The sequence below is a fragment of the Rhodanobacter sp. FDAARGOS 1247 genome (assembly GCF_016889805.1).
Lineage (GTDB): Bacteria > Pseudomonadota > Gammaproteobacteria > Xanthomonadales > Rhodanobacteraceae > Rhodanobacter.
Genome location: NZ_CP069535.1, coordinates 1291657 through 1314079 on the forward strand (window position 1 = coordinate 1291657; position 22423 = coordinate 1314079).

25 protein-coding genes are annotated in these 22423 nt (G+C 68.3%); 16 read left to right on the plus strand and 9 right to left on the minus strand.

Features of this window, described 5'->3' with window-relative positions; all coding sequences use genetic code 11:
- Positions 1-53 precede the first annotated feature (53 nt).
- Both I6J77_RS05695 and I6J77_RS05700 read right to left on the minus strand, forming a co-directional pair.
- A complete protein-coding gene (locus I6J77_RS05695; RefSeq protein WP_204110880.1) occupies positions 54-1925 on the minus strand; it encodes a 3'-5' exonuclease in 1872 nt (623 codons plus the stop codon).
- Positions 1926-2005: 80 nt separating this feature from the next.
- A complete protein-coding gene (locus I6J77_RS05700; protein ID WP_204110881.1) occupies positions 2006-2935 on the minus strand; it encodes an oxygenase MpaB family protein in 930 nt (309 codons plus the stop codon).
- Between I6J77_RS05700 and I6J77_RS05705 the strand changes: the two genes are divergently transcribed.
- On the plus strand, positions 2934-3086 hold the full coding sequence (locus I6J77_RS05705) for a hypothetical protein (protein ID WP_204110882.1): 153 nt from the start codon (positions 2934-2936) through the stop codon (positions 3084-3086). The genes I6J77_RS05700 and I6J77_RS05705 overlap by 2 nt on opposite strands.
- A gap of 88 nt (positions 3087-3174) precedes the next feature.
- Entirely contained in the window at positions 3175-4266 is a 1092-nt protein-coding gene (locus I6J77_RS05710) for a 3-deoxy-7-phosphoheptulonate synthase (RefSeq protein WP_056765413.1), read from the plus strand.
- 8 nt (positions 4267-4274) lie between these two features.
- Here the strand turns inward: I6J77_RS05710 and I6J77_RS05715 are convergent, their stop codons facing one another.
- Complete coding sequence (locus tag I6J77_RS05715) at positions 4275-4697, minus strand: OsmC family protein (RefSeq protein ID WP_204110883.1); 423 nt, start codon at positions 4695-4697, stop codon at positions 4275-4277.
- 144 nt (positions 4698-4841) lie between these two features.
- Between I6J77_RS05715 and I6J77_RS05720 the strand changes: the two genes are divergently transcribed.
- From I6J77_RS05720 to I6J77_RS05760, 9 genes are all read left to right on the plus strand, one after another.
- Entirely contained in the window at positions 4842-5117 is a 276-nt protein-coding gene (locus I6J77_RS05720) for a GNAT family N-acetyltransferase (protein WP_204110884.1), read from the plus strand.
- 130 nt (positions 5118-5247) lie between these two features.
- On the plus strand, positions 5248-5841 hold the full coding sequence (locus I6J77_RS05725; protein WP_200946144.1) for a DUF1345 domain-containing protein: 594 nt from the start codon (positions 5248-5250) through the stop codon (positions 5839-5841).
- Positions 5842-5929: 88 nt separating this feature from the next.
- Positions 5930-6247, plus strand: coding sequence for a pentapeptide MXKDX repeat protein (locus I6J77_RS05730; RefSeq protein WP_204110885.1), 318 nt, complete (start codon positions 5930-5932; stop codon positions 6245-6247).
- 104 nt (positions 6248-6351) lie between these two features.
- Entirely contained in the window at positions 6352-7434 is a 1083-nt protein-coding gene (locus tag I6J77_RS05735) for a nitronate monooxygenase family protein (RefSeq protein WP_204110886.1), read from the plus strand.
- Between the two features lie 184 nt (positions 7435-7618).
- Entirely contained in the window at positions 7619-9925 is a 2307-nt protein-coding gene (locus tag I6J77_RS05740; RefSeq protein WP_204110887.1) for an LTA synthase family protein, read from the plus strand.
- 78 nt (positions 9926-10003) lie between these two features.
- On the plus strand, positions 10004-10402 hold the full coding sequence (rsfS, locus tag I6J77_RS05745; protein ID WP_082542717.1) for a ribosome silencing factor: 399 nt from the start codon (positions 10004-10006) through the stop codon (positions 10400-10402).
- Positions 10403-10414: 12 nt separating this feature from the next.
- On the plus strand, positions 10415-10885 hold the full coding sequence (rlmH, locus tag I6J77_RS05750; protein WP_056715188.1) for a 23S rRNA (pseudouridine(1915)-N(3))-methyltransferase RlmH: 471 nt from the start codon (positions 10415-10417) through the stop codon (positions 10883-10885).
- A gap of 20 nt (positions 10886-10905) precedes the next feature.
- Positions 10906-11355, plus strand: a complete 450-nt coding sequence (locus I6J77_RS05755; protein ID WP_204110888.1) for a GNAT family N-acetyltransferase — start codon at positions 10906-10908, stop codon at positions 11353-11355.
- Positions 11356-11381: 26 nt separating this feature from the next.
- Positions 11382-11957: a nucleoside triphosphate pyrophosphatase gene (locus tag I6J77_RS05760; protein WP_204110889.1), complete on the plus strand. Its 576-nt coding sequence runs from the start codon at positions 11382-11384 to the stop codon at positions 11955-11957.
- Here the strand turns inward: I6J77_RS05760 and I6J77_RS05765 are convergent.
- Positions 11941-12759, minus strand: coding sequence for a CPBP family intramembrane glutamic endopeptidase (locus I6J77_RS05765; protein ID WP_204110890.1), 819 nt, complete (start codon positions 12757-12759; stop codon positions 11941-11943). The genes I6J77_RS05760 and I6J77_RS05765 overlap by 17 nt on opposite strands.
- A gap of 179 nt (positions 12760-12938) precedes the next feature.
- Between I6J77_RS05765 and I6J77_RS05770 the strand changes: the two genes are divergently transcribed.
- Positions 12939-13715, plus strand: coding sequence for a class I SAM-dependent methyltransferase (locus I6J77_RS05770; RefSeq protein WP_056715175.1), 777 nt, complete (start codon positions 12939-12941; stop codon positions 13713-13715).
- 2 nt (positions 13716-13717) lie between these two features.
- Here the strand turns inward: I6J77_RS05770 and I6J77_RS05775 are convergent, their stop codons facing one another.
- Positions 13718-14110, minus strand: a complete 393-nt coding sequence (locus I6J77_RS05775) for an MAPEG family protein (RefSeq protein WP_056715173.1) — start codon at positions 14108-14110, stop codon at positions 13718-13720.
- Positions 14111-14232: 122 nt separating this feature from the next.
- Here I6J77_RS05775 and I6J77_RS05780 point away from each other — a divergent pair, with 122 nt between their 5' ends.
- Together I6J77_RS05780 and I6J77_RS05785 are read left to right on the plus strand one after the other, a co-directional pair.
- Complete coding sequence (locus I6J77_RS05780) at positions 14233-15096, plus strand: neutral zinc metallopeptidase (protein ID WP_204110891.1); 864 nt, start codon at positions 14233-14235, stop codon at positions 15094-15096.
- 280 nt (positions 15097-15376) lie between these two features.
- Positions 15377-15763 (plus strand): YkgJ family cysteine cluster protein, encoded by a 387-nt coding sequence (locus I6J77_RS05785; RefSeq protein ID WP_204110892.1) that lies wholly within the window; start codon positions 15377-15379, stop codon positions 15761-15763.
- Between the two features lie 112 nt (positions 15764-15875).
- Here the strand turns inward: I6J77_RS05785 and I6J77_RS05790 are convergent, their stop codons facing one another.
- Entirely contained in the window at positions 15876-16673 is a 798-nt protein-coding gene (locus tag I6J77_RS05790; RefSeq protein ID WP_204110893.1) for an anti-sigma factor, read from the minus strand.
- On the minus strand, positions 16660-17232 hold the full coding sequence (locus tag I6J77_RS05795; RefSeq protein WP_204110894.1) for a sigma-70 family RNA polymerase sigma factor: 573 nt from the start codon (positions 17230-17232) through the stop codon (positions 16660-16662). Before I6J77_RS05795 ends, I6J77_RS05790 begins: the two co-directional genes overlap by 14 nt.
- Positions 17233-17355: 123 nt before the next feature.
- On the opposite strand from I6J77_RS05795, the gene I6J77_RS05800 reads away from it, so the two are divergent.
- Positions 17356-18303: a metallophosphoesterase gene (locus I6J77_RS05800; RefSeq protein ID WP_204110895.1), complete on the plus strand. Its 948-nt coding sequence runs from the start codon at positions 17356-17358 to the stop codon at positions 18301-18303.
- A complete protein-coding gene (locus I6J77_RS05805; RefSeq protein ID WP_204110896.1) occupies positions 18300-18638 on the plus strand; it encodes a cupredoxin family copper-binding protein in 339 nt (112 codons plus the stop codon). Before I6J77_RS05800 ends, I6J77_RS05805 begins: the two co-directional genes overlap by 4 nt.
- A 46-nt stretch (positions 18639-18684) precedes the next feature.
- Here the strand turns inward: I6J77_RS05805 and I6J77_RS05810 are convergent, their stop codons facing one another.
- Positions 18685-20298 carry a sulfotransferase gene (locus I6J77_RS05810; RefSeq protein WP_204110897.1) on the minus strand — a complete coding sequence of 538 codons (1614 nt, stop codon included), beginning with the start codon at positions 20296-20298 and terminating at the stop codon, positions 18685-18687.
- A gap of 80 nt (positions 20299-20378) precedes the next feature.
- A complete protein-coding gene (locus tag I6J77_RS05815; RefSeq protein ID WP_204110898.1) occupies positions 20379-22295 on the minus strand; it encodes a DEAD/DEAH box helicase in 1917 nt (638 codons plus the stop codon).
- Positions 22296-22423 lie beyond the last annotated feature (128 nt).

Genomic DNA, 22423 nt, shown 5'->3' on the forward strand with positions numbered 1-22423 from the left:
ACCGATGCCGCGCCGTTGCCCCGCGGCGCAATGCCGCGGGACAACGTGGCTCATCAGCCGGACAACTGCGCGCTCACGTCGTTGATCGAATCGCGGATGCGCTTGCTGAAGACCGAATCGTCGTGGTGGATCAGCAGCAGGTGTTCGGTGGCGCGGGTCATCGCCACGTAGAGCAGGCGGGCTTCGTCGGCTTCGCTCTGGCCTTCCTTGGGCAGGCCGCCGATGCCGGGGATGATCACGAACGGGAACTCCAGGCCCTTGCTGGAGTGCATGGTGACCAGCTTCACGCTGTCCTCGACCACGAACAGCGTCTGCTTGCCGGCGTTGTCGGCCAGCCGGCTGGGGATGTCCAGGCGCTTGAGCACTTCGTGCAATTTCTCGCCTTCCCACTGGTTGCGATAGATCACCGCCATCTCCGAATACGGACGGCCGTGCGCGTGCTCGTCGCGCAGCCGGGCGATCAGCACGTCCATCTGCGCGCGGGCGGTGTCGGTGCGCACCAGCTCGGGCACGGCGCCGCGGCGGCCAGCGCTTTCCGGCGGGATCAGCGGCACGCCGTCGCCGTCGGCATCGTCGAGGCGCGCGGCCAGCAGGTCCTGGGCGAAGGCGCGCGCCACCGAGAGGATTTCCAGCGTGTTGCGGTAGTTGAGCTTGAGGATGGTGGTGCGGCCCTGGGCCTGCACGCCGAGGCTTTTCCAGCTGATCTTGCGGCGATTCGGGTTGCCGTAGATGTTCTGCGCGTCGTCGTACAGCACCAGCAGCGAATTGGTGGCCGGGTCGATCATCTGCACGATCAGCTTGTACCAGTCCGGCTCGAAGTCGTGGCCTTCGTCGACCAGCACCGCGCCGTACTGGGCGCGCGGAATCTGGCTGCGGTCGACGCCGGCGATCACCGCCGGCGGCAGCGCCTCGATGAAGGCCTTGCCGCTGCCTGCCGGCAGCGGCTCGTTGTACGCCACCAGCATCTTGCGGCACCACTTGTGGAAGTTGTAGACCTGCACCTTCTCGCCCAGGCCGCGCTCGCCGATCAGCTGTTCCAGCCGTGCGGCGAGCGTCCTGTTGTAGCAGAGCACCAGGATGGGTTTGGTCAGTTCGCGCGCCAGCTGCATCGCGCGGAAGCCCAGGATCATCGTCTTGCCCGAACCGGCCACGCCGTGGATCACGCGGTGCTCGCCGCCCAGCGAACGCGCCAGCTGTTCCTGCTGTCCGTCCATCACCTTGATCAGGTCGGGGATTTCCAGCGGACGCACCGCGGCATCGGTGGGACCGAACAGGCCGAACTGGCCGCTGCCGGCTTCCACGCGCAGTTCGGGGAACAGGTGCCAGCGCACGCGATCGATCTGGGGCAGGGTCATGGTCACCGGAAACACCTGCGGGAACATCGCCCACAGCCGCTCCTGGAACGCTTCGGCGTCGACCGTCTCGTACAGTTCGTCGCGGCAGATCACCAGGTGTCCGGGCAGCACCTCGCCCAGCGCGCCTTCGTCGAACTGCTTGCGGGTGATGTTGGCCAGCACCACGCCCCAGCCCCACGGCATGATCAGTTTGCCGGCGTAGCGCGAGCCTTCCGGATAACGCAGCGCCGGGTCGCGTTCCAGCACCACGCCGATCTCCAGTGCATAGGCACGCGCCTGCAGCAGCGGATTGTTCTCCTTGATCAGGCCGCGCTCGGTGACCAGGGTGAACTGGGTGCTGTCGGCATGGCGGATGGTGTCGGCCTTCCAGTCCTTCACCTCCAGCACCAGCAGACCGCGGCGCGGGTGGAACACCACGAAATCCGGATGGCGCTGCTTCAGTCCCACCGGTACGTCGTACCACAGCAGGTAGTCGTCCTCGAGTTTCTGTTCGAGCCGCTCGGAGACGCGCTTCTCGCCGCCGGTCATCCGCGGCAGGCAGCTGTTGCGGCTGGGAATGAGTGTCGCCACGAGAACCCCTGGAAGTGCGTGCCCGCCGACGTTAGCCGATGGGGCGGGACTGTCAATCCTGGATGGTCAGTCCGGGCCCGTCAGTCTCGGCCGGCCGGCACGTTCCACCGGTGCAACTGCTCGGGCGGCATATCCATGCGCCGGCAGGCGCGGCTGGCAATGCCGTCGCGCAGGGCGGCGCGGAAGGCTGGCGCCATCAACCACAGCGCGCGGGCGGCAACGCGGGCCTGGCGCTGCTGGCGTGGCGTGCGCTCCAGCAGCGTGATGGCCCAGTCCGGCAGCAGGGCGCTGCCGGCCAGCAGGAACAGGTCGCGCGACAGTCCGGCGGCCGGCACCGGCAGGCGCACCTGGCCGAGCAGGCCGAGCACCACGCGGGAACGTTCGGTATAGGCCAGTTCGGGCTGGATGCGCCGGAAATACGCGGCGACGTCCCGTTCGCTGGCGGGAACATCGCGCGCGCCCAGCGCCTCGGCGATCTGCCGTACTTCGTCGTAGTAGCGATCGGCCGCGCCCGGCGGCATCGCGATGTGGCTGTAGCTGCGGTAACCCTGCAGGAAGCAGTAGGCCTCGCTGACATGCACCCAGGTCAGCAGGTCCGGATCGTTGGCGCTGTATGGACGTCCATCCTCGCCGTGGCCGGTGATGTGGCCGTGGATCATCCGCACGTGTTCGATCAGCGCCTCGGTCTGCGCGCGGGGCGCGTAGGTGGTGCCGCCGACGAAGGCGGTGGTGCGGCGCAGCCGGCCGATCAGGTCGTCGCGGAAGTTGGAATGATCCCAGACCCCGGCCAGGGCCAGCGGATGCAGGGTCTGCAAGGTCAGCGCCGCGAGGCCCCCGGCCAGCATGCCGGGGAAGTCCGAATGCACGCGCCAGGTGGCGCTGTCCGGCCCGAACAGGCCCGGATCACCGTGCGGATGGTCGTAGTCGAGGCTGCCGGTGTCGGCGCGCGGAAAGGCGCGCAGCACCCAGTGGCGGATCGGTTGGCGGAGCACGTCGATGGGCGATGGCATGCGCCCAGTCTATCGTCTGGATGACGGGAAGTTTGATTTGGACGTCCATTGTGTTATCAATGACGCCATGCATTCCGCCACCGCCCGCCTGTTCTTCTGGTTTTACGGCTATCCGAAGCCAACGGCGGCGGCGCGGGCGCGATCGTTTTGAACTGATCGACACAACCTCACCGAACCGCCAGCCTCCCTGGCGGTTTTTTTTGGCCGCCTCCGGGGAACCCACCAGGAGAACCGCCGCCATGCACACCACCGACGACCTGCGCATCCGCGCACTCACCCGCCTCAGCACGCCGGCCGAGGTCATGCGCGACTGCGCCGCCACGGCGCCGGCGATCGCTACGGTGGAAGCGGCGCGACAGGCGCTGCACGGCATCATCGGCGGCAGTGACGACCGCCTGGCTGTGGTGATCGGGCCGTGTTCGATCCATGACCCGAAAGCGGCGCTGGAGTACGCCGGGCGACTCGCGCCGCTGCGCCGTGAACTCGGCGACGCGCTGGAAATCGTGATGCGGGTGTACTTCGAGAAGCCACGCACCACGGTGGGCTGGAAGGGCCTGATCAACGACCCCGACCTGGACGGCAGCTTCCGCATCGACAAGGGCCTGCGCATCGCTCGCGTCCTGCTGCGCGACATCAACGCGCTGGGCGTGCCGGCCGGTTGCGAGTTCCTGGACATGATCACGCCGCAGTACATCGCCGACCTGGTGGCCTGGGGCGCGGTCGGCGCGCGCACCACGGAAAGCCAGGTGCATCGCGAACTGGCGTCGGGACTGTCCTGCCCGGTGGGTTTCAAGAACGGCACCGACGGCAATGTGCGGATCGCGGTGGATGCGGTGCAGGCGGCGGCCCAGCCCCACCACTTCATGGCCGTCACCAAGGACGGCCAGGCCGCGATCGCCAGCACCAGCGGCAACACCGACTGCCACGTCATCCTGCGCGGCGGCAGGCAGCCGAATTACGACGAGGCGAGCGTAGAGGCGGCCTGCGCCTCCATCGGCAAGGCCGGCTTGCCCGCCCGCGTGATGATCGACGTCAGCCATGCCAACAGCGGCAAGCTGCCGGAGAACCAGCCGAAGGTGATCGACGACCTCGCCCAGCGCATGGCCGCCGGCGAACGGCGCATCCTCGGCGTGATGGTGGAAAGCCACCTGGTCGGTGGCCGCCAGGAATTGCTTGTTGGGCAACCGCTGCGTTACGGCCAGAGCATCACCGACGGCTGCATCGACTGGGACACCTCGGTCGGCGTGCTGACGAGGCTGGCACAGGCGGTGCGCCAGCGTCGCCAGCACGAGGCGTCCGCTGCCACGGCGGAGGCCATGGCGGCGGCCTGAGCTGCGCGTCAGAGCAGGCGCGCCTCCAGCGTGATCTTCGCATTGAGCACTTTGGATACCGGGCAACCCTGTTTGGTCTCCTCGGTGATGCGCTTGAACGCGTCCGCTTCCGCGCCGGGCACGCGAGCCTCGCAGTCGAGATGGACGGCGGTGATCGAAAAGCCGTCGCCATCCTTGTCCAGCGTCACCACGGCCTTGGTGTCGATGCTGTCGGCGGTCAGTCCGGCGTTGCCCAGGCCCAGCGACAGCGCCATCGAATAGCAGGCGGCATGCGCCGCGGCGATCAGTTCCTCCGGATTGGTGCCGGGGCCGCTCTCGAAGCGGGACTTGAATCCGTACGGCGCTTCGCGCAGGGCGGCGGTCTCGGTCGAGATCGTGCCCTGGCCATCCTTGATGCCACCGGACCAATGGGCGGATGCGGATTTCTTCATGGCGTGCTCCTGCGCGGCTGTGGGGTGAAGGCCGACTGTGCGCCCCCGGCCATGTAACTGGCGCGAACGAAGTCGGTGCGGTGCTTCACGCGCGATTGCCGTTGGCGCCGTACCATCGCCGTTTGCGCCCCAGCAGGAACCGCCATGTCCTACGTCATCCGCCACGACCGTGCCGCCTACCGTTTCCAGACCGAGGTGGAGGGTGTGCCCTGCGTGCTCGATTACCTGCTCGCCGCGGGCGTGATGACCATCACCCATACCGGCGTGCCGGCCGAAGTGGGTGGCCGCGGGATTGCCGCGGCGCTGGTCCAGTCCGCGATGGACACGGCGCGCAACGAGGGCTGGAAAGTCGTCCCGGCCTGCTCGTATGCTGCCGCATGGATGCAACGCCACCCCGACTACGCCGACCTGCTGGCCTGACCCTGCGCTGGTCCAGCGCGTGGTGAGCGAGGGCTCCACGCCGGATCGACCGGCCCGGCCGCGCCGGCGGGCATCGCGCGGCTGGCGGCCGTGGGCATTCGCCAGGGGGCGCCCACGAACGATCGGTTCGATGCTGGTGTTCGTGGTCGCGGTTGCCGGATTGCTGGTCAGCGGCATGCGGCTGGCCAACGCGGTACTGCTGGCCTTCGATCTCGCCGCGGTGATCTTTCTGGGCGTGATGCTCCATCTGTTCAACCGGTCCACGCCGGACACGATGCGCAGCCAGGCGCAGGCGATCGACACCGGTCGCTGGGGCGTGCTGCTGGGTGGAGTGCTGCTGTCGGGCGTGGTGCTGGGCGCGCTGGGCATGGAACTGCACGCGGCACGCAGTGGTGGCGTCCTGGCGCTGGGCGTGGGCGTGCTCAGCGTGATCCTCAGCTGGCTGTTCCTCAACGTGATGTTCGCGATCCATTACGCGCATGGCTACTACGGCGATTTCGGCAAGCAGCACGCCGGCCTGGAGTTTCCGCATACGCCCGACCCGGACTATTGGGATTTCGCCTATTTCTCGATCGTGATCGGCATGACCTTCCAGGTCTCCGACGTGCAGATCACCAGCAACTACCTGCGCCGCGTGGTGCTGATGCACAGCGTGATCGCATTCTTCTTCAACGTGTTCATCATCGCGATCACGGTGAACATCGTGGCCGGGCAGGGCGGCTGACCCGGCGGTGTAACCCGGGCGTGGGCCATGGCGAATGGAGAGGTGGAGCGGCCCGACCGCTCTATCCCTTTTCGAGGAATGACCGATGATGAATGCACGCCTTGCCCTTGCTCTTGCCGCCGCCATGACCTGCGGCCTCGCCACCAGCACCGCGTTCGCCCAGGACGCGATGGCTGCCAGCTCCAGCACCGCGATGTCGCACGACGCCATGTCGAAGGATGCGATGAAGCAGGATTCGATGAAGATGGACGCCATGAAGCACGATGCCATGAAGCACGATGCGATGAAGGCTGATTCGATGAAGCACGATTCGATGAAGCACGGTTCGATGAAGAAAGATGCGATGAAGAAGGATGCGATGAAGAAGGACGCGATGAAGAAGGACGCGATGAGCTCCGGCGGCTGACCGGGCGCCGCCGACGGGGCATCGCGCGGCGACGCGCCGTCGGCGGCTTCAGTTGCCTTGGGTGGCGGTGGATACTTGGCCATCCTTCCCGCAGGCCATCCGCCATGAGCGCGTCGTTCGCCAGCCGGCTCGGCATCGAGCATCCGTTGATCCAGGCGCCCATGGCCGGATCGACGTCACCTGCGCTGGTTGCGGCGGTGTCGAACGCCGGCGCGCTGGGTTCGCTGGGCGCCGGTTATCTGGAACCGCAGGCGATCCTCGATCAGGCCGCGGAGATCCGTGCACTGGGCGACCGCCCATATGCGATTGGCCTGTTCGTGTTGCCGGATGAATTCGAGGCCGACATGGCGGCGGTGACGCGAGCGCGCGAACAGCTCGACGCGCTGATGATCCGCGAAGGGCTCGATGTCCGCACCGCCGTGCCCGCGCGCTGGGCGCCGCGATTCTCCGACCAGTTCGCCGCCCTGTGCGAGGTGCGTCCAGCGGTGGCCAGTTTCGCCTTCGGCGTGATCGGCCCCGCGCAGATGCGCGAGCTGCGGCAACGCGACATCTACGTGATCGGCACCGCCACCACGGTGGCCGAGGCGCGCGCCTGGGTCGAGGCGGGCGCGGACGCGGTTTCGATGCAGGGAGCCGAGGCGGGCGGCCATCGCGGCAGCTTCCTGCATGACGCGGAGGACGCGATGATCGGCCTGTTCGCATTGTTGCCGCTCACCGTGCGCGCGCTGGCGGCCAGCGGCCGGGAGGTGCCGGTGATCGCCGCCGGCGGCATCATGGACGGTCGCGGCATGCTGGCGGCCGAAGCGCTGGGCGCGGCGGCCAGCCAGCTCGGCACGGCCTTCCTGACCTGCCCGGAATGCCCGGCGGCTACGGCGTGGAAGCAGGATCTGTCCCGGGTCGAAGAACACCGGGTCACCACCATCCGCGGCTTCTCCGGTCGCGCCGCCCGCGGCCTGCGCAACCGTTTCGTCGAGGCGATGCCGGCGGCGGCGCAGGGCCTGCCGTACCCGATCCTCAACGCGCTCACCGCGCCGCTGCGCCGCGCCGCCGCTGCAGCGGGCCGTGGCGACCTGTTGTCCGAATGGTGCGGCCAGGCCGCCGCCCTGGTCCGTCCGCAACCCGCCGCCGAACTGGTCGCGCGACTGATGCACGAGTACCGGCTGGCCCGCCGTTCCCTGGCGCATTGATCCACTCGCGACATGACGGCGGGACGCGTGCCCGCCGTCGTCCCCATGCCGCCGTGGTGGCAAGCTGGCCGTCCGGTCCGGGTTTGGCTAGCCTAGTCCTCACTTTGTCATGATGGTGACTGGGGCATTGACCATTCCTCGAAGCGAGGTGCGGCGCGGCAGTTTGCGCGCACCGTGGGTTCACGTGGCGCTGCTGTTTGTCGCGTACATCGTGATCCTGACCGTCTACTTCGCCCGCCTGCCCGCGCTTCCCGGGGCGACGCTGATATCGAGCGTGCTGTTCGCCGGCATGCTGGAAGCCCTGGCGTTCGGCTGCCTGTGCACGCTGCTGCTTGGCATGGGGCCGTTGCGCGGAAGCCTGCCGCGCACCGTGCTGTACGCCGTCATCGTCATCGTGTTCACCATGACCTCCGTGGTGCAGGGCTATGCCCTGTTGATCTCCAACAGTTTTGTCAGCGTGCTGGCGCTGGAAAACACGGAGGAGGCTTTCCTCACCGCCAGCCTTGCAAGAAATGCGTTGTTGGTGGCAACGGGGGCGGCCTGCGTCGTTATGCTGCTGTACTCGTGGCGCAGCGCCGGAAGGCAGCTGCCGCGACGACGGCAGCTCGGATTGCTGCTTGCCGCGTTGCTCTGTTGCGCAGGCGTAGCCGCGCTCAATGGCGGCACCTCATCGGCTGGCAGCGAAGCCCATCTTGCATCCGGCCAGTCGCCGCTCGCCGCCATGATTCGCGCCGGCCTCGACTTGCACACCCCGGATGAGGTGTCGGATGGATCGCCTGGGCCGTCCGCGGGGGAATCCGTTTGCGGCGTGATCCTGGGTTCCGGTCGTTATCCGTTCCTCAGGGACGGACTGGGCGCTGCGCAGGCGCTGCCGTTTCCCGCGACGCGGGCGGTGCAGCAACCGAACGTGATCGTGCTGTTTGTCGAAGGAGAATCCGCCCGCCTGTTTGAAACCTATGGGGGACGCTATCCCGGTCTCACGCCGAACGTGTCGCGGATGGCCAGCCAGGCGATGGTGGTCGACAATTACTTCAACCATACCGCCGCCACGTTTCGCGGCCTGCAAGGGGTGCTGACCTCCGGCTACCCGTTCCACGGCGGAGCGGACGGCGGGGCCGGCTGGCGCGAGGGGAATGCATCGTCCTACGCAAGGCGCTCGTACGCCTCGCTGCCGAAGCTGTTGCATCGGCGCGGCTATGAAACGGTGTTCTTTTCCCCGCACCCGCGGTCGGATGCGTTGACCTCGCTGGTGGGCATGCTGGGATTCGACGATATCTACACGGCGACCCGAAGCCGCAGCGAGCTGCTGCATGTGGACGAACCCCTGTTCCGCCAGTCGCTGACCGATCGGGAGGCGTACGGCTCGCTGACCCGGTTCCTGCAGCAACGAAAGGACGCGAGGCCGTTTTTCGCCAGCCTGTACTCGGTCGGCACGCACGCCTTCCTGGACATTCCCGCCGACGGCGTTCCCTATCGCGATGGCGACGAGCCGAGCCTGAATACGCTGCACACGACCGATGCGGAATTCGGCGCGTTCTACGACTATTTCATGTCGTCGCCGTATGCCGCCAACACGATCCTGGTGCTGACGGTCGATCACGCGCACTATGCCGAGCCGCCGTACGTGCGCGTGGCGGGTGACCATTACAAGCCGTATTTCGTCGATCAGGTGCCGCTGCTGATCCACGCGCCCTGGCTGCAATTGCCGGCACGGCTGGACGCGCATGGGCGCACCTCGGTGGACCTCGCTCCGACCCTCCTGCAATTGCTCGGCATCGACAAGGTCCGCAACAGCTTTCTGGGGTACTCGCTTTTCGACCGTCGCCACGACCGGGGTTTTTCCGTCGCGGCGATCGGCCGGGCGGTCTATGCGATCTACCAGGGGCAGGTCTACGCTCCCGGCGAGATACCGGATCAGATCGCGGCCGGCTATGCGCAGTGCCGGGCGCTGGTGAAGACCTATTACATGCACGAGGTCGCCAATACGATTTTCCCGGCGGGCGCCGGCCATGGCGAAACGGTGGCGCCTGCGCCTGCGACGGACGATGCCGGGCTGGATGGTTATGCCATTCGCCTGCCGGCTTCCGTGCTGGCTGCGGCCAGGCCTGCCGGCCACTGCGCGCTCGATCGCGTGGACGGCAACACCCTGAAGCGGGGAGTGGCCACCACGGTCCGCCCGGGACAACCGTTCACTACCGGCGGCTGGGTGGTGGATGGCGGCGGTACGGCGCCGGCACAGTTCAGGCTGCTGCTGCGGGGCGACAGCGAGGCGTATGGCTTCCAGGCCCGTACCGGGGTGCCGCGCCCCGATGTGGCCCGGGTGCTGCAGGCCAGCGAGGCAGTGCGTTCCGGGTTCAACATCACCGTTTACCCGGACGACGTGCCGGCGGGAACCTACCGGATGATGAGCCTGGTGGATCGCGGGGCGGCCGGCACGGAAATCTGCGACATGCAGCGGCAGTTGCTCGTCGGCCCCGGGCATGCGCCCTGATCTGCGGCCGCGCCGGCAGGGCGGTTATACTGCGCCCGCGCCATCCTGCGCTGCGACTCCGCACCGAGGCCCATCCTCTTGAGCACTGCCCGTACCAACAAGTCCGTCACCACGGCCACCCTGCGCAAGTCGGTCATCGACGCGCTGGAAGAACTGAAAGCCAAGGACGTGCGCGAGATCGACGTCCGTGGCAAGACCTCCATCGCCGACCTGCTGGTCATCGCGTCGGGCACCTCCGCCCGCCACGTCAAGTCGATTGCCGACGAAGTGGCCAAGTTCGCCAAGAAGGCCGGCGTGATGCCGCTGGGCGTGGAAGGCGAAACCGAGGGCGAGTGGGTGCTGGTCGACCTGGGCGACGTGATCGTCCACGTCATGCTGCCGCGCATCCGCGAGTTCTATGGCCTGGAGCGGCTGTGGACGGTGGGCGACCACGGTCACGAAAGCGAGACTGGCGGCGAAGCCGCACAGGCAGGCTGAGCCGCCGCGTCGATGCGCGCGCGCCTGATCGCCGTCGGTGAACGCATGCCCGGCTGGGTGGCCGAGGGCTTTGCCGAGTACCGCAAGCGGCTTTCGCACGACCTGCCGCTGGATCTGGTTGAGCTGAAACCCGGCACCCGCGGCAAGGGCCGCGATGATGCACGGGCGATCCAGGACGAAGGCGCGGCGATCCTCGCCGCCCTGCCGCACGACATCCATGTGGTCGCGCTGGACGGCCGCGGCAAGACCTGGTCCAGCGAAGAGCTGGCTGCGCAACTGGAGAAGTGGCGCATGGCCGGGCGCGACCTGGCCTTCCTGATCGGCGGTCCCGATGGCCACGCGCCCGAGGTATTGCAACGCGCCGACCAGCGCTGGTCGCTCGGGCCGCTCACCCTGCCGCACATGCTGGTGCGGCTGGTGCTGGCCGAGCAGTTGTATCGTGCGACCACGATCATGAGCGGCCACCCCTATCATCGGGCTTGATGCTTCCAAGGAGCGCGCGTATGTCCTTCTCCGTCCGTCCCGCAACCCGTTCCGATCTCGATGCGCTGGTGCCGCTGTTCGATGGCTACCGGCAGTTCTACGGCCAGCCGTCCGATCCGGCGCGCGCGCACGAGTTCCTGGCGGCGCGGCTTGCCCGGCATGAATCGCTGATCCTGCTGGCCTGCGACGAACACGGCGAAGGGCTTGGCTTTACCCAGTTGTATCCGCTGTTTTCCTCGGTGCGCACGGTGCGCACGTGGCTGCTCAACGACCTGTTCGTCAACGCGTCGGCGCGCCGACGTGGCGTGGCGGCGGCCTTGCTGCGCGCGGCGGCGGACCAGGCGCGCGCGCTGGGGGCAGCCAGTCTGTCGCTGTCCACCGCACTGGACAATGCGCCGGCGCAGGCGCTGTACGAATCGCTGGGCTGGCAACGTGACTCGCAGTTCTGCGAGTACGGGCTGACACTCTGACTTTCCCCGCATCCGTCGGACTTCGCATGCTGTATCTCGCCTCGCAATCGCCACGCCGCCGTCAGTTGCTGGAGCAGCTGGGCGTGGCCTTTGCGGTGATCGATGTCGAGGTGCCCGAACAGCGCGAACCGGGTGAATCACCGCAGGATTACGTGAGCCGCGTGGCCCGCGACAAGGCCCGTGCCGGCCTGGCGGCGCTGCCCGATGCGTCGGCGTCCCGGGTGCTGGGCGCGGACACCGAGGTGGTGCTGGACGACGAGGTGTTCGGCAAGCCGCGCGATGCCGCGGATGCGGCCGCGATGCTGCAGCGGCTCTCCGGTCGCACGCATACGGTGATTTCGACGCTGTGGCTGGTCGACGGGCAGGGCGAGTACCGGGAGGAATGCGTTTCCCTGGTGCGGTTTGGCGCGCTGGATGACGGGGCGATCCAGGCTTACGTAGCCAGCGGCGAGCCGTTCGGCAAGGCCGGCGCGTACGCCATCCAGGGACGCGCGGGGGCCATGATCGAGCATCTGGCCGGCAGCTATTCCGGGGTGATGGGGCTGCCGCTGTTCGAAACGGCGCGACTGCTGCGTCGTGGCGGAGTCACCCCGTCGCCTTGATGGCGATGAACCAGCCGGCGACGGCCAGCAGATTGTTCATGCCGTGCGCCAGCACGGCGGGCCAGATCGACTTCGAACCCAGGCGCAGGATCGCCAGCAGCACCGCCAGCAACAGCAGGCTCGGCACCGCATACCACTGGTAATCCAGCCCCGGCAGATGGATCAGCGCAAACGCCAGTGAACTGAACGCCACCGCCAGGCCGGCACGGCAATGCCTCATCAGGGCCGACAGCAGCACGCCGCGAAACAGCAGTTCCTCCACGACCGGGCCCACGCCGACCACCACCAGCACCAGCAGGAGGCGCGATGCCAGCGGAGTCCGCGCGCCGATCTGCTGGATGTCCTGGGTCACCGGATGGCCCTGCGCAAGCCATTGCGTCAGCAGCGAACCGATCCACGGCAGCAACAGGCCGGTGGCGATGGCCAGTGCGAAGAACCAGGCCCGGCTGGGCGCGACGAAACCCAGCCCCGGCGGCTGACCCGTCGACCACCACGCGCCCCATTGCCGATGCGCCAGCCACAGGGTCAGTGGTGCGGCTGCGCCCAGCGAGACGATCGCCAGCCAGGCCTGCATGCCTGGCCGGGCGAGGGTGGTGCCGACGGCAACTTCCAGGCCGGTCGCCGGGTGATCGAACATCTCGGCGAACATGGCTACCAGCGCAAACGCGAATCCGGCCAGCAATTGCAGCGCAAAGTAGCCCGCGATGATGCCTGCCGCGCCGCCCAGGCCCGGTGGCAGTCGATATTTCGTGCTGGAGGGCAGGGCGGGTGGCCGGGGTGTCTGGGTACCACTGACTTCCATGCGTTGATCATGCCTGCGGGATGCGGGTGAAGGCGCGGCGCGCGCTTCGAGGTGTCACCCGCCGGACAGGTCTTCACCCGTGCCGGGAGCGTGCGTGGGCCACGGCTTGCAGCGCGGGGTCATGCCGCTACTATGCCAAACAGCAGAAGCTTGCGTCACCAGTGGCTACAGGGGGTGTGATGGCTATCGACTTCGGCAGGACGGCCGCTGACTACGCGCGCCATCGGGCAGGGTTCCCCGAGATCTTCTTCGAGCGCCTGCTTGGCGACGGCAGCGTCCATCCCGGTGACGCGGCGCTGGATCTGGGCACCGGCACCGGCACGGTGGCCCGCGGGCTGGCCTTGCGCGGCTGCGAAGTCACCGGGCTGGATCACTCCGCCCCGTTGCTCGCGCAAGCCGCGGAGCTGGATCGCGCCGCAGGCGTGCAGGTGAAGCAGGTCAGGGCCCGGGTCGAGAACGCCGATTTCGCATCGGCTTCGTTTGACGTGGTGACAGCCGGGCAATGCTGGCACTGGTTCGAGCGGGCCCGCAGCGCCGCGCTGGTGCGCAAGTGGCTGCGGCCCGGTGGCCGCTTCGTGATCGCGCATTTCGACTGGGTGCCGCTCAACGGCAACATGGTGCAGGACACCGAGCGACTGATTCTTGCCTACAACGCGGGCTGGACCATGCACAGCGGCAGTGGCCTGTATCCGGCATGGCTCAAGGACCTGGCCGAAGCCGGCTTCAACGACCTGCGCACCTGGTCGCTGGATGTGGAGGTTCCCTACAGCCACGCCGACTGGCGGGGGCGCATCCGCGCCAGTGCCGGCATCGGTGCCAGCCTGGACGAGGCGAAGGTGCAACGCTTCGATGCCGAGCTGGCCGAGATGCTGGCCAAGCGCCACGCCGGCGAGCCGATGGCGGTGCCGCATCGCTTGTGGGTGTTGAGCGGCACCGCTCCGGGTTTGCTCGACTGACTTCAGCCGACCATCATCGCGCGCGCCACGCCGATGCAGGCCATCACGAGCGCCGCGGCCCAGCCGAGCATGCTCACCAGATAACCCGGTCCGCGCTTGCTGGCGTCGCGCAGATAGGCCAGGGCATACCACACGCGGCCGACCAGCCAGACCAGGCCCGCGATGCCGGCCCATCCGGTGAAGCCGTAGTGAGCCGCCAGCCACAGCGTCGGCAGGAACATCACCGTGGCCTCCAGCGTGTTCATCTGCACCCGGTAGGCCCGCTCGAAGGCCGGGTCGCCGGTGGTCGCGGGCGCCTTGACGCCGTACTTGCCGCGGGCATGGCCAACCGCCCACATGGTGCCGAACAGCAGCAGTACGGTGAGCAGGGTAACCAGGGCGGGCAGGTGGGTCATGCTGAAATCCTCACGAAGGGTGGCCTACTTTAGCCGTGATGTCCGACGTGGCGCGATGCGCGGCAGCGCGCTATCGTCGCCAGACAGCGCCGAGGCGCACGTACCAGCACTGCGGGGGATCTATGGATTGGCGAAAGGGTGGCAGCAGCAACAATGTCGAGGTCGACAGTGGCGGCGGCGGTGGCGGCCGGCGCTTCGGCGGCGGTCGTGGCATGGGCCTGGGCACCATCGTGGTGCTGGCGCTGATCGGCTGGATCTTCTTCAAGAACCCGATGGCGTTGCTGGACCAGGGCAGCATCCAGCCCGGCGCCGGCAGCCAGACCGGCGTGCCGGCCCAGGTCGATCCCGAGCAGAAGGATTTCGTCAGCGCCGTGCTGCATTCCACCGAGCAGAGCTGGGGCGAGATCTTTCGCGAACACGGCGCCACCTACGTCGAGCCCAAGCTGCACCTGTTCAGCGGTGGCGTAAGCACGGCCTGCGGCAGCGCCAGCACGGCGGTGGGTCCGTTCTATTGCCCGGGCGACCAGAAGGTCTACCTGGACGTGGCGTTCTTCCAGCAACTGCAGGACGAGCTGCATTCCTCCGGCGACTTCGCCCGCGCCTACGTGATTGCGCACGAGGTCGGCCATCACGTGCAGAAGCTGACCGGCGTGTTCGACAAGGTCGACCAGGCGCGGCGCCAGGGCGCCCCGATGGATGGTGCCGACGGCTTGTCGGTGCGACAGGAACTGCAGGCGGACTGCTATGCCGGCGTGTGGGCCAATCACAGTCAGCAGGAGTTGAACTGGCTGCAGCCGGGTGACATCGAATCGGCGCTCAACGCCGCCAGCCACATCGGCGACGACACCCTGCAGCAGCAGGCGCAAGGCCGCGTGCGTCCGGACACCTTCACCCACGGCACCTCGGCCCAGCGCGTGAAGTGGTTCAAGACCGGCTTCGCCAGCGGCGACATGGCCCAATGCAACACCTTCGCCGGAGAGCCATAAAGCGAGCAAGCGCTCGACCTTGAGGTCGAGCGCTTTCCGTCTACCTCCCCTGCAAGCAGGGGAGGGCAAGGGTGGGGTCGCTCTTGCAAGCAAGCGCTCAACTTCCGGTCGAGCGCTTTCCGTCTACCTCCCCTGCAAGCAGGGGAGGGCAAGGGTGGGGTCGCTCTTGCCGCACTCCTGCAAAAGGGGGTCAAAGCGACGTCGCTCCCCACTCCCCAACCGCCTTCCCGCGCACTAGAATCCGCTCCCTGCGCGCCTCGGGGCGCGCCTGGTCGGTTCGATGGATCATCCCTGTCTGCGTTGCGGTGCCTGCTGCGCGTTCTTTCGCGTGGCCTTCCATTGGTCGGAAGCGGAAGCGTTGCTCGGCGGCTGCGTTCCGCCCGAGCTGACCGAAAAACTTGATCCGCACCGGCTGGCCATGCGCGGTACCAACGCCGCGCAGATACGCTGCGTGGCGCTGCAGGGCGTGGTGGGCGAGGCCGCCCATTGCGGCATCTATCCGCAACGACCGTCGGTATGCCGCGAAGTGCAGCCGTCGTGGGAGTCCGGCGCGGTCAGCCCGCAATGCGACAAGGCGCGGCTGGCCCATGGCCTGCCCGTGCTGACGCCGGAAGACTGGCTCGACCCGTTCGACGCCGGCGAACCGCCGCTGCCGCAGAGCGCCTGAGTGAAGGCTTGAACCTCCTGTCGTCCCGACGAAAGCCGGGATCGAGTGTCCCGCTGGACCCATTGCCGCCGCGGTATTCCCCCTCCTCGCCGGAACGACGAAGCGGATGTTCTCAGGGAGTCCCTGGCGCGTCGCTGCCGTTCGTGCGCTGGCGCAGCTCCTGCGCGAATTGGCGCAGGGTGGCCGGGTCGACGTCGGACACCGCGACGTAGTGCATGCCGTCCTCGATCCAGCGCAGCACGGTATAGCCTTGCTGCCGCGATTCGCGCAGGGCGGCGGAGGCGTCGGGCGTGGCGGCCGGCCACTGGTACACGCTGATCAGGTGCAGCTGCCGGCGGTACACCAGTGCCGCGACGCTGCGCCCGTTCAGCGCATCGAGGCGGCCGCCGGCCAGCGGGAAGCCGGCGCCGGCCAGGTCCACCACGCGTGGCGAGAAGTCCAGCTTGCCGTCAAACCACGGCTTCACCGTGTGCTGGTTGGTTGAGGCCACGTCCATCAGATGCTGCGGCTGCAGCGCGCGCAGATGGCTGGAGACGGCCTCGTCGACCAGGGCGGCGCCGGCCACGCGGCGCTGCTGTACGGTGTAGAACAGCGGCGTGGCCAGCACCAGCGCAGCGGCGAAGCCCGCTGCCGCGGCCCAGACGGTGGACGTGCGCCGCGGACGGAGTGCCGCTGGCGGCGCGGCGTGGTCGTGTCGCGGCGTCCAGCGTTCGCGCAGTGCTGCCGACGCGCGCCGGTACAGGTCCGGCTGCGCCAGCGCCAGCGCGCTGCGCAGCCGCTCGTGTTCGCGAGCGCGGGCGGCGCAGGCGGCGCAGCCTTGCAGGTGGTCGGCCATCGCCGCGCTCTGCGCGACGTCGAGTTCGTCGTCCAGCCAGGCGTGCAGCAGCAGTCCGGCGTCAGCGCAAATCATGATGGCTGGCCTCCCCGACGCAATGGGTCAATTCGAGTTTCAGCCGCTCGCGGGCGCGGGCGAGCCGTGACATCACCGTGCCGATCTTCTGGCCGGTGATGGCGGCGATCTCCTTGTAGGAGCACTCCTCCAGCTCGCGCAGCACGATGGCCTCGCGCCACGGTGGCGGCAGCCGTTCCAGTGCCTGCCGCAGCAAGCCGACGTCGACCGCAAGCAGGGTCAGCGCCTCCGGCGAGGCCTGCTCGTCGGAGAGTACGTGGACATCTTCGTCCAGCGGTTCGAGCAGATGTCCCGGCGGCGTCCTGGTGCGCATCGTGAAGTACGTGTTGCGCACGATGGCGAGCAGCCACACGCGTGCGTCGCCACCGCGGAAGCTGTCGAAGTAGCGCAGGGCGCGCAGCATCGCCTCCTGCACCACGTCCTGCGCATCGGCGTCGTCGCGGGCCAGCCAGCGCGCGAGGTTCCAGGCGGCGTCCAGCCACGGCAACACCACCGCTTCGAAGCGCGCGCCGATGGCGGGCTGCGGTGGCGGGGATGCGGCTGGCGCTTCGTTGGGCATGTAAGGAGTTACCGCGCTGCCGGCGACTTTATTCCCGGCCCCGAAAAAGCGGAATAGGCCGCCGAGGCGCGCGGTAATCCATGGCGAAGGGCGCCTTCCGTGCCCGCCTTGGAGCGAACGAACATGTCAGACCAGCAAGACAACGAGAACCCGGGTCGCCGCCGGTTCATGGAGTGCATGGCCTGGGCCGGCGCCGGCACGCTGCTGCTGATGAAGGGGGGCGTGCTGCACGCGCGCAGCCTGGGGGACGATGCGGGTGGGGCGATGAAGGACGCCACCTTCAGCTTCGTCCAGGTCAGCGATTCGCATATCGGCTTCCGCTTTGCGCCGAACCCGGACCCGGTCTCGACGCTTCGCGCCGCGTTGGCCCAGGCCGACGCGCTGCCGGCCAGGCCGGACTTCCTGCTGCATACCGGCGACATCACCCATCTGTCGCGGCCGGATCAGTTCGCCGTGGCGGCCGGGCTGATGCAGGAATCGCGCGTCGGCCGCGGCAAGGTGTGCTACGTGCCAGGCGAGCATGACGTGATCGGCGACAACGGCGCCGAGTTCTTCCGCCGCTTCGGCGAGCGGCAGCAGGCGGGCGGCTGGTACAGCTTCGATCATCGAGGCGTGCACTTCGTGGGCCTGATCAACGTGCTGAACCTGAAGGCCGGCGGGCTGGGTCATCTCGGCGCCGAGCAGCTCGCGTGGCTGAAGAAGGATCTGGCGCCGCTGTCCGCCGAGACACCGGTACTGGTGTTCGCGCACATGCCGATGTGGTCGTTGTACCCGGCGTGGGGCTGGGGCACCGAAGACAGCCTGGAGGCGATGGGCTACCTGCGCCGCTTCGGCTCGGTCAGCGTGCTCAACGGTCACATCCACCAGATCCAGCAGAAGGTGGAAGGCAACATCACGTTCTATACCGCGCGCTCGACCGCCTATCCGCAGCCGGCACCGGGCGTGGGGCCGGCGCCGGGGCCGTTGAAGACGGTGGCGCCGGGCGCGCTGCACAGCTACCTCGGCATCCGCAGCGTGCGGCATGTGCAGGGCGGGCACGCCCTGGCCGTCACTGAGGAGGTGATGCCATGAGCCGGCTTGCCTGCGCGATGTGCCTGCTGCTGGCCCTGGGCGGTGGCGCGGCGATCGCTGCCGAGGTCACGGCGAATCATGCGGCGACGAAGCAGATCGAGATCCGCAACTTCATGTTCGCGCCGAACACGCTCACTGTCCCGGCGGGTTCCAGGGTGACGTGGATCAACCGCGACGAGGAGCCGCACACCGTGGTCAGCGCAAACGGGCAGTTTGCGCCGTCGAAGGCGCTGGACAGCAACGACCGTTACGTGACCACGTTCAGCAAGCCGGGCACCTACGTGTACTACTGCACGGTGCACCCGTTCATGACCGGCACGGTCGTCGTGAAGTGACCGCGGGCGGGCCGCTGCCGACGCGGCGGGTATCCCCTGTCCGCGCTCAGCCGAGCATCGGCAGGCCCAGGCCGAAGCGCAGCGGATCGAGCAGGGCGCCGTAATGCTCCGCGCGTGCCGTGTCGTGACGCAACGGCTGGCGTACCTGCGCCGCGCTGGCCGTGCGCACGTTGCGCGAGGCGCGATGGTAGTCGAGGCAGGCCGGGTCGAACGGCAGGTCGCAGAACGCCAGCAGCGCGCGGATCTCGTCTTCCGGTGTGGCCAGCAAGGCCTCGTAGCGCTGGATGCGGATGCGCTGCGGCTCCGCTGCCTGCCAGGCGCCCATGATCCGTTCGTAGTCGCGGACATAGGCGGCGATGTCGGTCAGCGTGCAGGCGAAGTGCGGCAACTTGTAGAACTGCTGCTTGTAGCAGGACCAGCCCGCTTCCAGCGCATCGCGGCGGGCATCGATGATCGGTGCGCCCGGCAGCATCGCGCCCAGCACGCCGGCCAGCAGCCAGTTCGACGGCAGCTTGTCGGTATGCCGGGGCTTGTGTCGGCGCCAGCGGGCGGTGAGCTCCAGATAGCGGCGGCCAAGTCGTTGCCAGTCGTCCGCGCCGGCCTCGCCGAGCCATTGCAGCAGGGGTTTCCGCCGCCGCGCGGATTCCTCGCCGAGCACCTGTTCCAGTTCGGTGAGCTCGCTGGCGCCTTCCACCTCGGGATGGGCGGCAAGGATCTGCTCGAACAGGGTCGAGCCCGAGCGTGGCAAGCCCACGATGAAGATCACTTCGCGCCCGAGGCCCGCATCGATGGGCGGCGGTAGCCGCCGGGATGCCGCAAGCAGGGCTTCGGCGTGGCCGTGGAAGGCCGAGGCTTGCCACGGCCTGATCTCGCGCAGTGCGGCATTGGCGCGATTCAGCGCGTGGAAGGCTTCCTCGTAGCGTCCCTGATCCTCGCAGACCTTGCCCAGCGCGAAACCCATCGCGATGCGATCGGCCGGGGCGATGCCGGGCTGTCGCAAGGCGGTGCCCAACTGTTCGCGATCCGCGTCCGACAGCGGCCGCGTCTTCATGTTTGCCAGCCCGCGCCAGGCATCGCCGCAGGCCGGATGCAGGGCCAGTGCGGCACGGTAGCGTGCGTCGGCTTCGTCGAAGCGGCCGGCGTGGACCAGGGCATCGCCGAGCAGGATCAGCGCCGGCAGGAAATCCGCCGCCAGCGCATGCGCCTGCTGCAGCGCCTCGATCGCGTCGTCGGTGTCGCCATGCAGCTGCAGGTTTCGGCCCAGGTTGAACCACGGCATCGGCGCAGCCGGCGCCAGCGCGCAGGCTTGCCTCCAGCTGGCGAACGCCGCCTCCATGTCTCCGCGTGCCTGCTGCACACCGCCCAGGTCCGACCAGGCCAGCGCATAGTCGGGCCATTGCGCCAGCACCTGCTGCAGGCAGGCCTGCGCCTCGTCCTGGCGTTGCGCGCGGGTGTGCAGGATGGCGTACAGGCGCAAGGCCTCGGGATGTTCCGGGGCGAGTTCGAGGGTCGTGTCCAGCGCCTTGCGCGCCGGCGCTTCGGCGCCATCGCGAATGGCGCGTGCGGCCGCCTGCAACTGTTGCAAGGCCGCCGGCGGCAGGCCATCGATGCGCGGCTCGGAGCCGCTGGGCGGTTGCTGTTCGGCGTTGCGGCTGGGCATGCGACGGGTTCGCGGTGGCGATGATCCGTCGATGTTACGTGGTCGCGCCGCCGCTTATCGAGCGGCGCGACCCGAAGCGCCTACTTGCGCTTTGGCGGCTTGCCGCCGGCGGGGCGCGGCTTGAAGCCGCCGGGCTTCCTGGAACCGCCCGGCTTGTGCGACGGCGGCGCGCTGGTGCCGGTGTCGGTGCCATCCCACTCGTGGATGCGCAACTGCTGCTGCACCACCCAGACCTTCTTCAGGTGCTCGAACACTTCCTTGGGCATGCCGTCGGGCAGGTCGATCAGGCTGTAATGGTCGCGGATGCTGAGGCGGCCGATGTACTGGCTTTCCAGGCCGGCCTCGTTGGCGATCGCGCCCACGATGTTGCCCGGCTTCACGCCATGCTCGTGACCCACCTCGATGCGGTAGGTGCGCTTGCCCTCCTCGGTGGCGTGCGCGCGCACCGGGCGCTGGCCGAACTCGCGCGGCGGGGCGCGGTCGTGGGCGCCATGTTCGCGCGGGCGATGTTCGGCGGGCCTGGAGTCGTGCGACGACGGGTGGCTGGCAGCGCCGGCTTCGCGTGCGTGGGGCGGACGGCGATCGCTGCTGCGCTCGCGCGGCGCAGCGCGTTCGACCCGCTCGCGCGAGGCCGGTTCGTACTTCTCGCGCTTGGGCGGCGGCGAGAGCAGCAGCGGCTGGTCGCCCTGGGCGATGCGCGCCAGCGCGGCGGCGATCTCGATCGCCGGCACGTTGTGCTCCTGCTCGTACTGCTCGATCAGTTTCTGGAATTCGCCGAGATCATCCTGCGCCAGCATGTCGGTGATGCGCTGCTTGAACTTGCCGATGCGCACGTCGTTGACCACCTCGACCGACGGCAGCTGCATCTGCTCGATCGGCTGGCGGGTGGCGCGCTCGATCGCGCCCAGCATGCCGCGCTCGCGCGGGCTGACGAACAGGATGGCCTCGCCGCTGCGGCCGGCGCGGCCGGTGCGGCCGATGCGGTGCACGTAGCTTTCGGTGTCGTAGGGGATGTCGTAATTGAACACGTGGCTGATCCGCTCCACGTCGAGGCCGCGCGCGGCCACGTCGGTGGCGACCAGGATGTCGAGCTTGCCGTCCTTCAACTGCTGGATCACCCGCTCGCGCTGCGGCTGGGCGATGTCGCCGTTGATCGCGGCGGCGGCCAGGCCGCGCGCCTGCAGCTTGCCGGCCAGTTCCTCGGTGGCCTGCTTGGTGCGCGCGAAGATGATCATCGCGTCGAACGGCTCGGCCTCGAGGATGCGGGTCAGCGCATCGAGCTTGTGCATGCCGCTGACGAACCAGTAGCGCTGGTGGATGTTCGCCGCGGTGGTGGTGGAGGACTTGATGGTGACCTCGACCGGCTCCTTCAGATGCCGCTGGGCGATCTTGCGGATCACCGTGGGCATGGTCGCGGAGAACAGTGCGACCTGGCGCTGCGGCGGCGTCGCCTGCAGCACCTTCTCGACGTCGTCGATGAAGCCCATGCGTAGCATCTCGTCGGCTTCGTCGAGCACCAGGTATTTCAGTTCCGACAGGTCCAGCGTGCCCTTGTCCAGGTGATCGATGACCCGGCCAGGCGTGCCGACCACGACGTGCACGCCGCGCTTGAGCGAGTGCAGCTGCGGGCCGTAGCTCTGGCCGCCGTAGATCGGCAGCACCTGCAGGCCGCGCATGTGGGTGGCGTATTTCTGGAACGCCTCGGCCACCTGGATGGCCAATTCGCGCGTGGGCGCCAGCACCAGCGCCTGCGGCTTGCCGGGCTTCAGGTCGATGCGCGAGAGGATCGGCAGCGCGAACGCGGCAGTCTTGCCGGTGCCGGTCTGCGCCTGGCCGAGCACGTCGCGCCCTTCCATCAGTGGGGGAATGGTCGCGGCCTGGATCGGCGAGGGCGACTCGTAGCCGACATCGGTCAGTGCGCGCAGGACGTCGGGATGCAGCTCAAGCGCAGCGAAGCCGGCAACAACCGGAGCGGAGTCGGAAGAAGGGGACGACATGGGAGTACCTCGGGGGGCGCGATGAACGTCGCGCGGGTTTTGAGGCCGCATTGTATCACTGTGCCCGGCCGGCTCGCTGTCTTGCCTTGACGGGGAAGAGTTTCGGTCGGTAGAGTCCGCCGCGCTGT

Coding starts and splice junctions, on each gene's coding strand:
- I6J77_RS05715 (WP_204110883.1), bottom strand. CDS start 4,697: ATGAAGAAATCCGCATCCGCCCATTGGTCCGGTGGCATCAAGGATGGC.
- I6J77_RS05735 (WP_204110886.1), top strand. CDS start 6,352: ATGAGCGCGTCGTTCGCCAGCCGGCTCGGCATCGAGCATCCGTTGATC.
- I6J77_RS05755 (WP_204110888.1), top strand. CDS start 10,906: ATGTCCTTCTCCGTCCGTCCCGCAACCCGTTCCGATCTCGATGCGCTG.
- I6J77_RS05710 (WP_056765413.1), top strand. CDS start 3,175: ATGCACACCACCGACGACCTGCGCATCCGCGCACTCACCCGCCTCAGC.
- I6J77_RS05785 (WP_204110892.1), top strand. CDS start 15,377: ATGGATCATCCCTGTCTGCGTTGCGGTGCCTGCTGCGCGTTCTTTCGC.
- I6J77_RS05770 (WP_056715175.1), top strand. CDS start 12,939: ATGGCTATCGACTTCGGCAGGACGGCCGCTGACTACGCGCGCCATCGG.
- I6J77_RS05815 (WP_204110898.1), bottom strand. CDS start 22,295: ATGTCGTCCCCTTCTTCCGACTCCGCTCCGGTTGTTGCCGGCTTCGCT.
- I6J77_RS05720 (WP_204110884.1), top strand. CDS start 4,842: ATGTCCTACGTCATCCGCCACGACCGTGCCGCCTACCGTTTCCAGACC.
- I6J77_RS05800 (WP_204110895.1), top strand. CDS start 17,356: ATGTCAGACCAGCAAGACAACGAGAACCCGGGTCGCCGCCGGTTCATG.
- I6J77_RS05780 (WP_204110891.1), top strand. CDS start 14,233: ATGGATTGGCGAAAGGGTGGCAGCAGCAACAATGTCGAGGTCGACAGT.
- I6J77_RS05805 (WP_204110896.1), top strand. CDS start 18,300: ATGAGCCGGCTTGCCTGCGCGATGTGCCTGCTGCTGGCCCTGGGCGGT.
- I6J77_RS05790 (WP_204110893.1), bottom strand. CDS start 16,673: ATGATTTGCGCTGACGCCGGACTGCTGCTGCACGCCTGGCTGGACGAC.
- I6J77_RS05775 (WP_056715173.1), bottom strand. CDS start 14,110: ATGACCCACCTGCCCGCCCTGGTTACCCTGCTCACCGTACTGCTGCTG.
- I6J77_RS05810 (WP_204110897.1), bottom strand. CDS start 20,298: ATGCCCAGCCGCAACGCCGAACAGCAACCGCCCAGCGGCTCCGAGCCG.
- I6J77_RS05795 (WP_204110894.1), bottom strand. CDS start 17,232: ATGCCCAACGAAGCGCCAGCCGCATCCCCGCCACCGCAGCCCGCCATC.
- rlmH (WP_056715188.1), top strand. CDS start 10,415: ATGCGCGCGCGCCTGATCGCCGTCGGTGAACGCATGCCCGGCTGGGTG.
- I6J77_RS05705 (WP_204110882.1), top strand. CDS start 2,934: ATGCGCCCAGTCTATCGTCTGGATGACGGGAAGTTTGATTTGGACGTC.
- I6J77_RS05725 (WP_200946144.1), top strand. CDS start 5,248: ATGCTGGTGTTCGTGGTCGCGGTTGCCGGATTGCTGGTCAGCGGCATG.
- I6J77_RS05730 (WP_204110885.1), top strand. CDS start 5,930: ATGAATGCACGCCTTGCCCTTGCTCTTGCCGCCGCCATGACCTGCGGC.
- I6J77_RS05700 (WP_204110881.1), bottom strand. CDS start 2,935: ATGCCATCGCCCATCGACGTGCTCCGCCAACCGATCCGCCACTGGGTG.
- I6J77_RS05760 (WP_204110889.1), top strand. CDS start 11,382: ATGCTGTATCTCGCCTCGCAATCGCCACGCCGCCGTCAGTTGCTGGAG.
- I6J77_RS05765 (WP_204110890.1), bottom strand. CDS start 12,759: ATGGAAGTCAGTGGTACCCAGACACCCCGGCCACCCGCCCTGCCCTCC.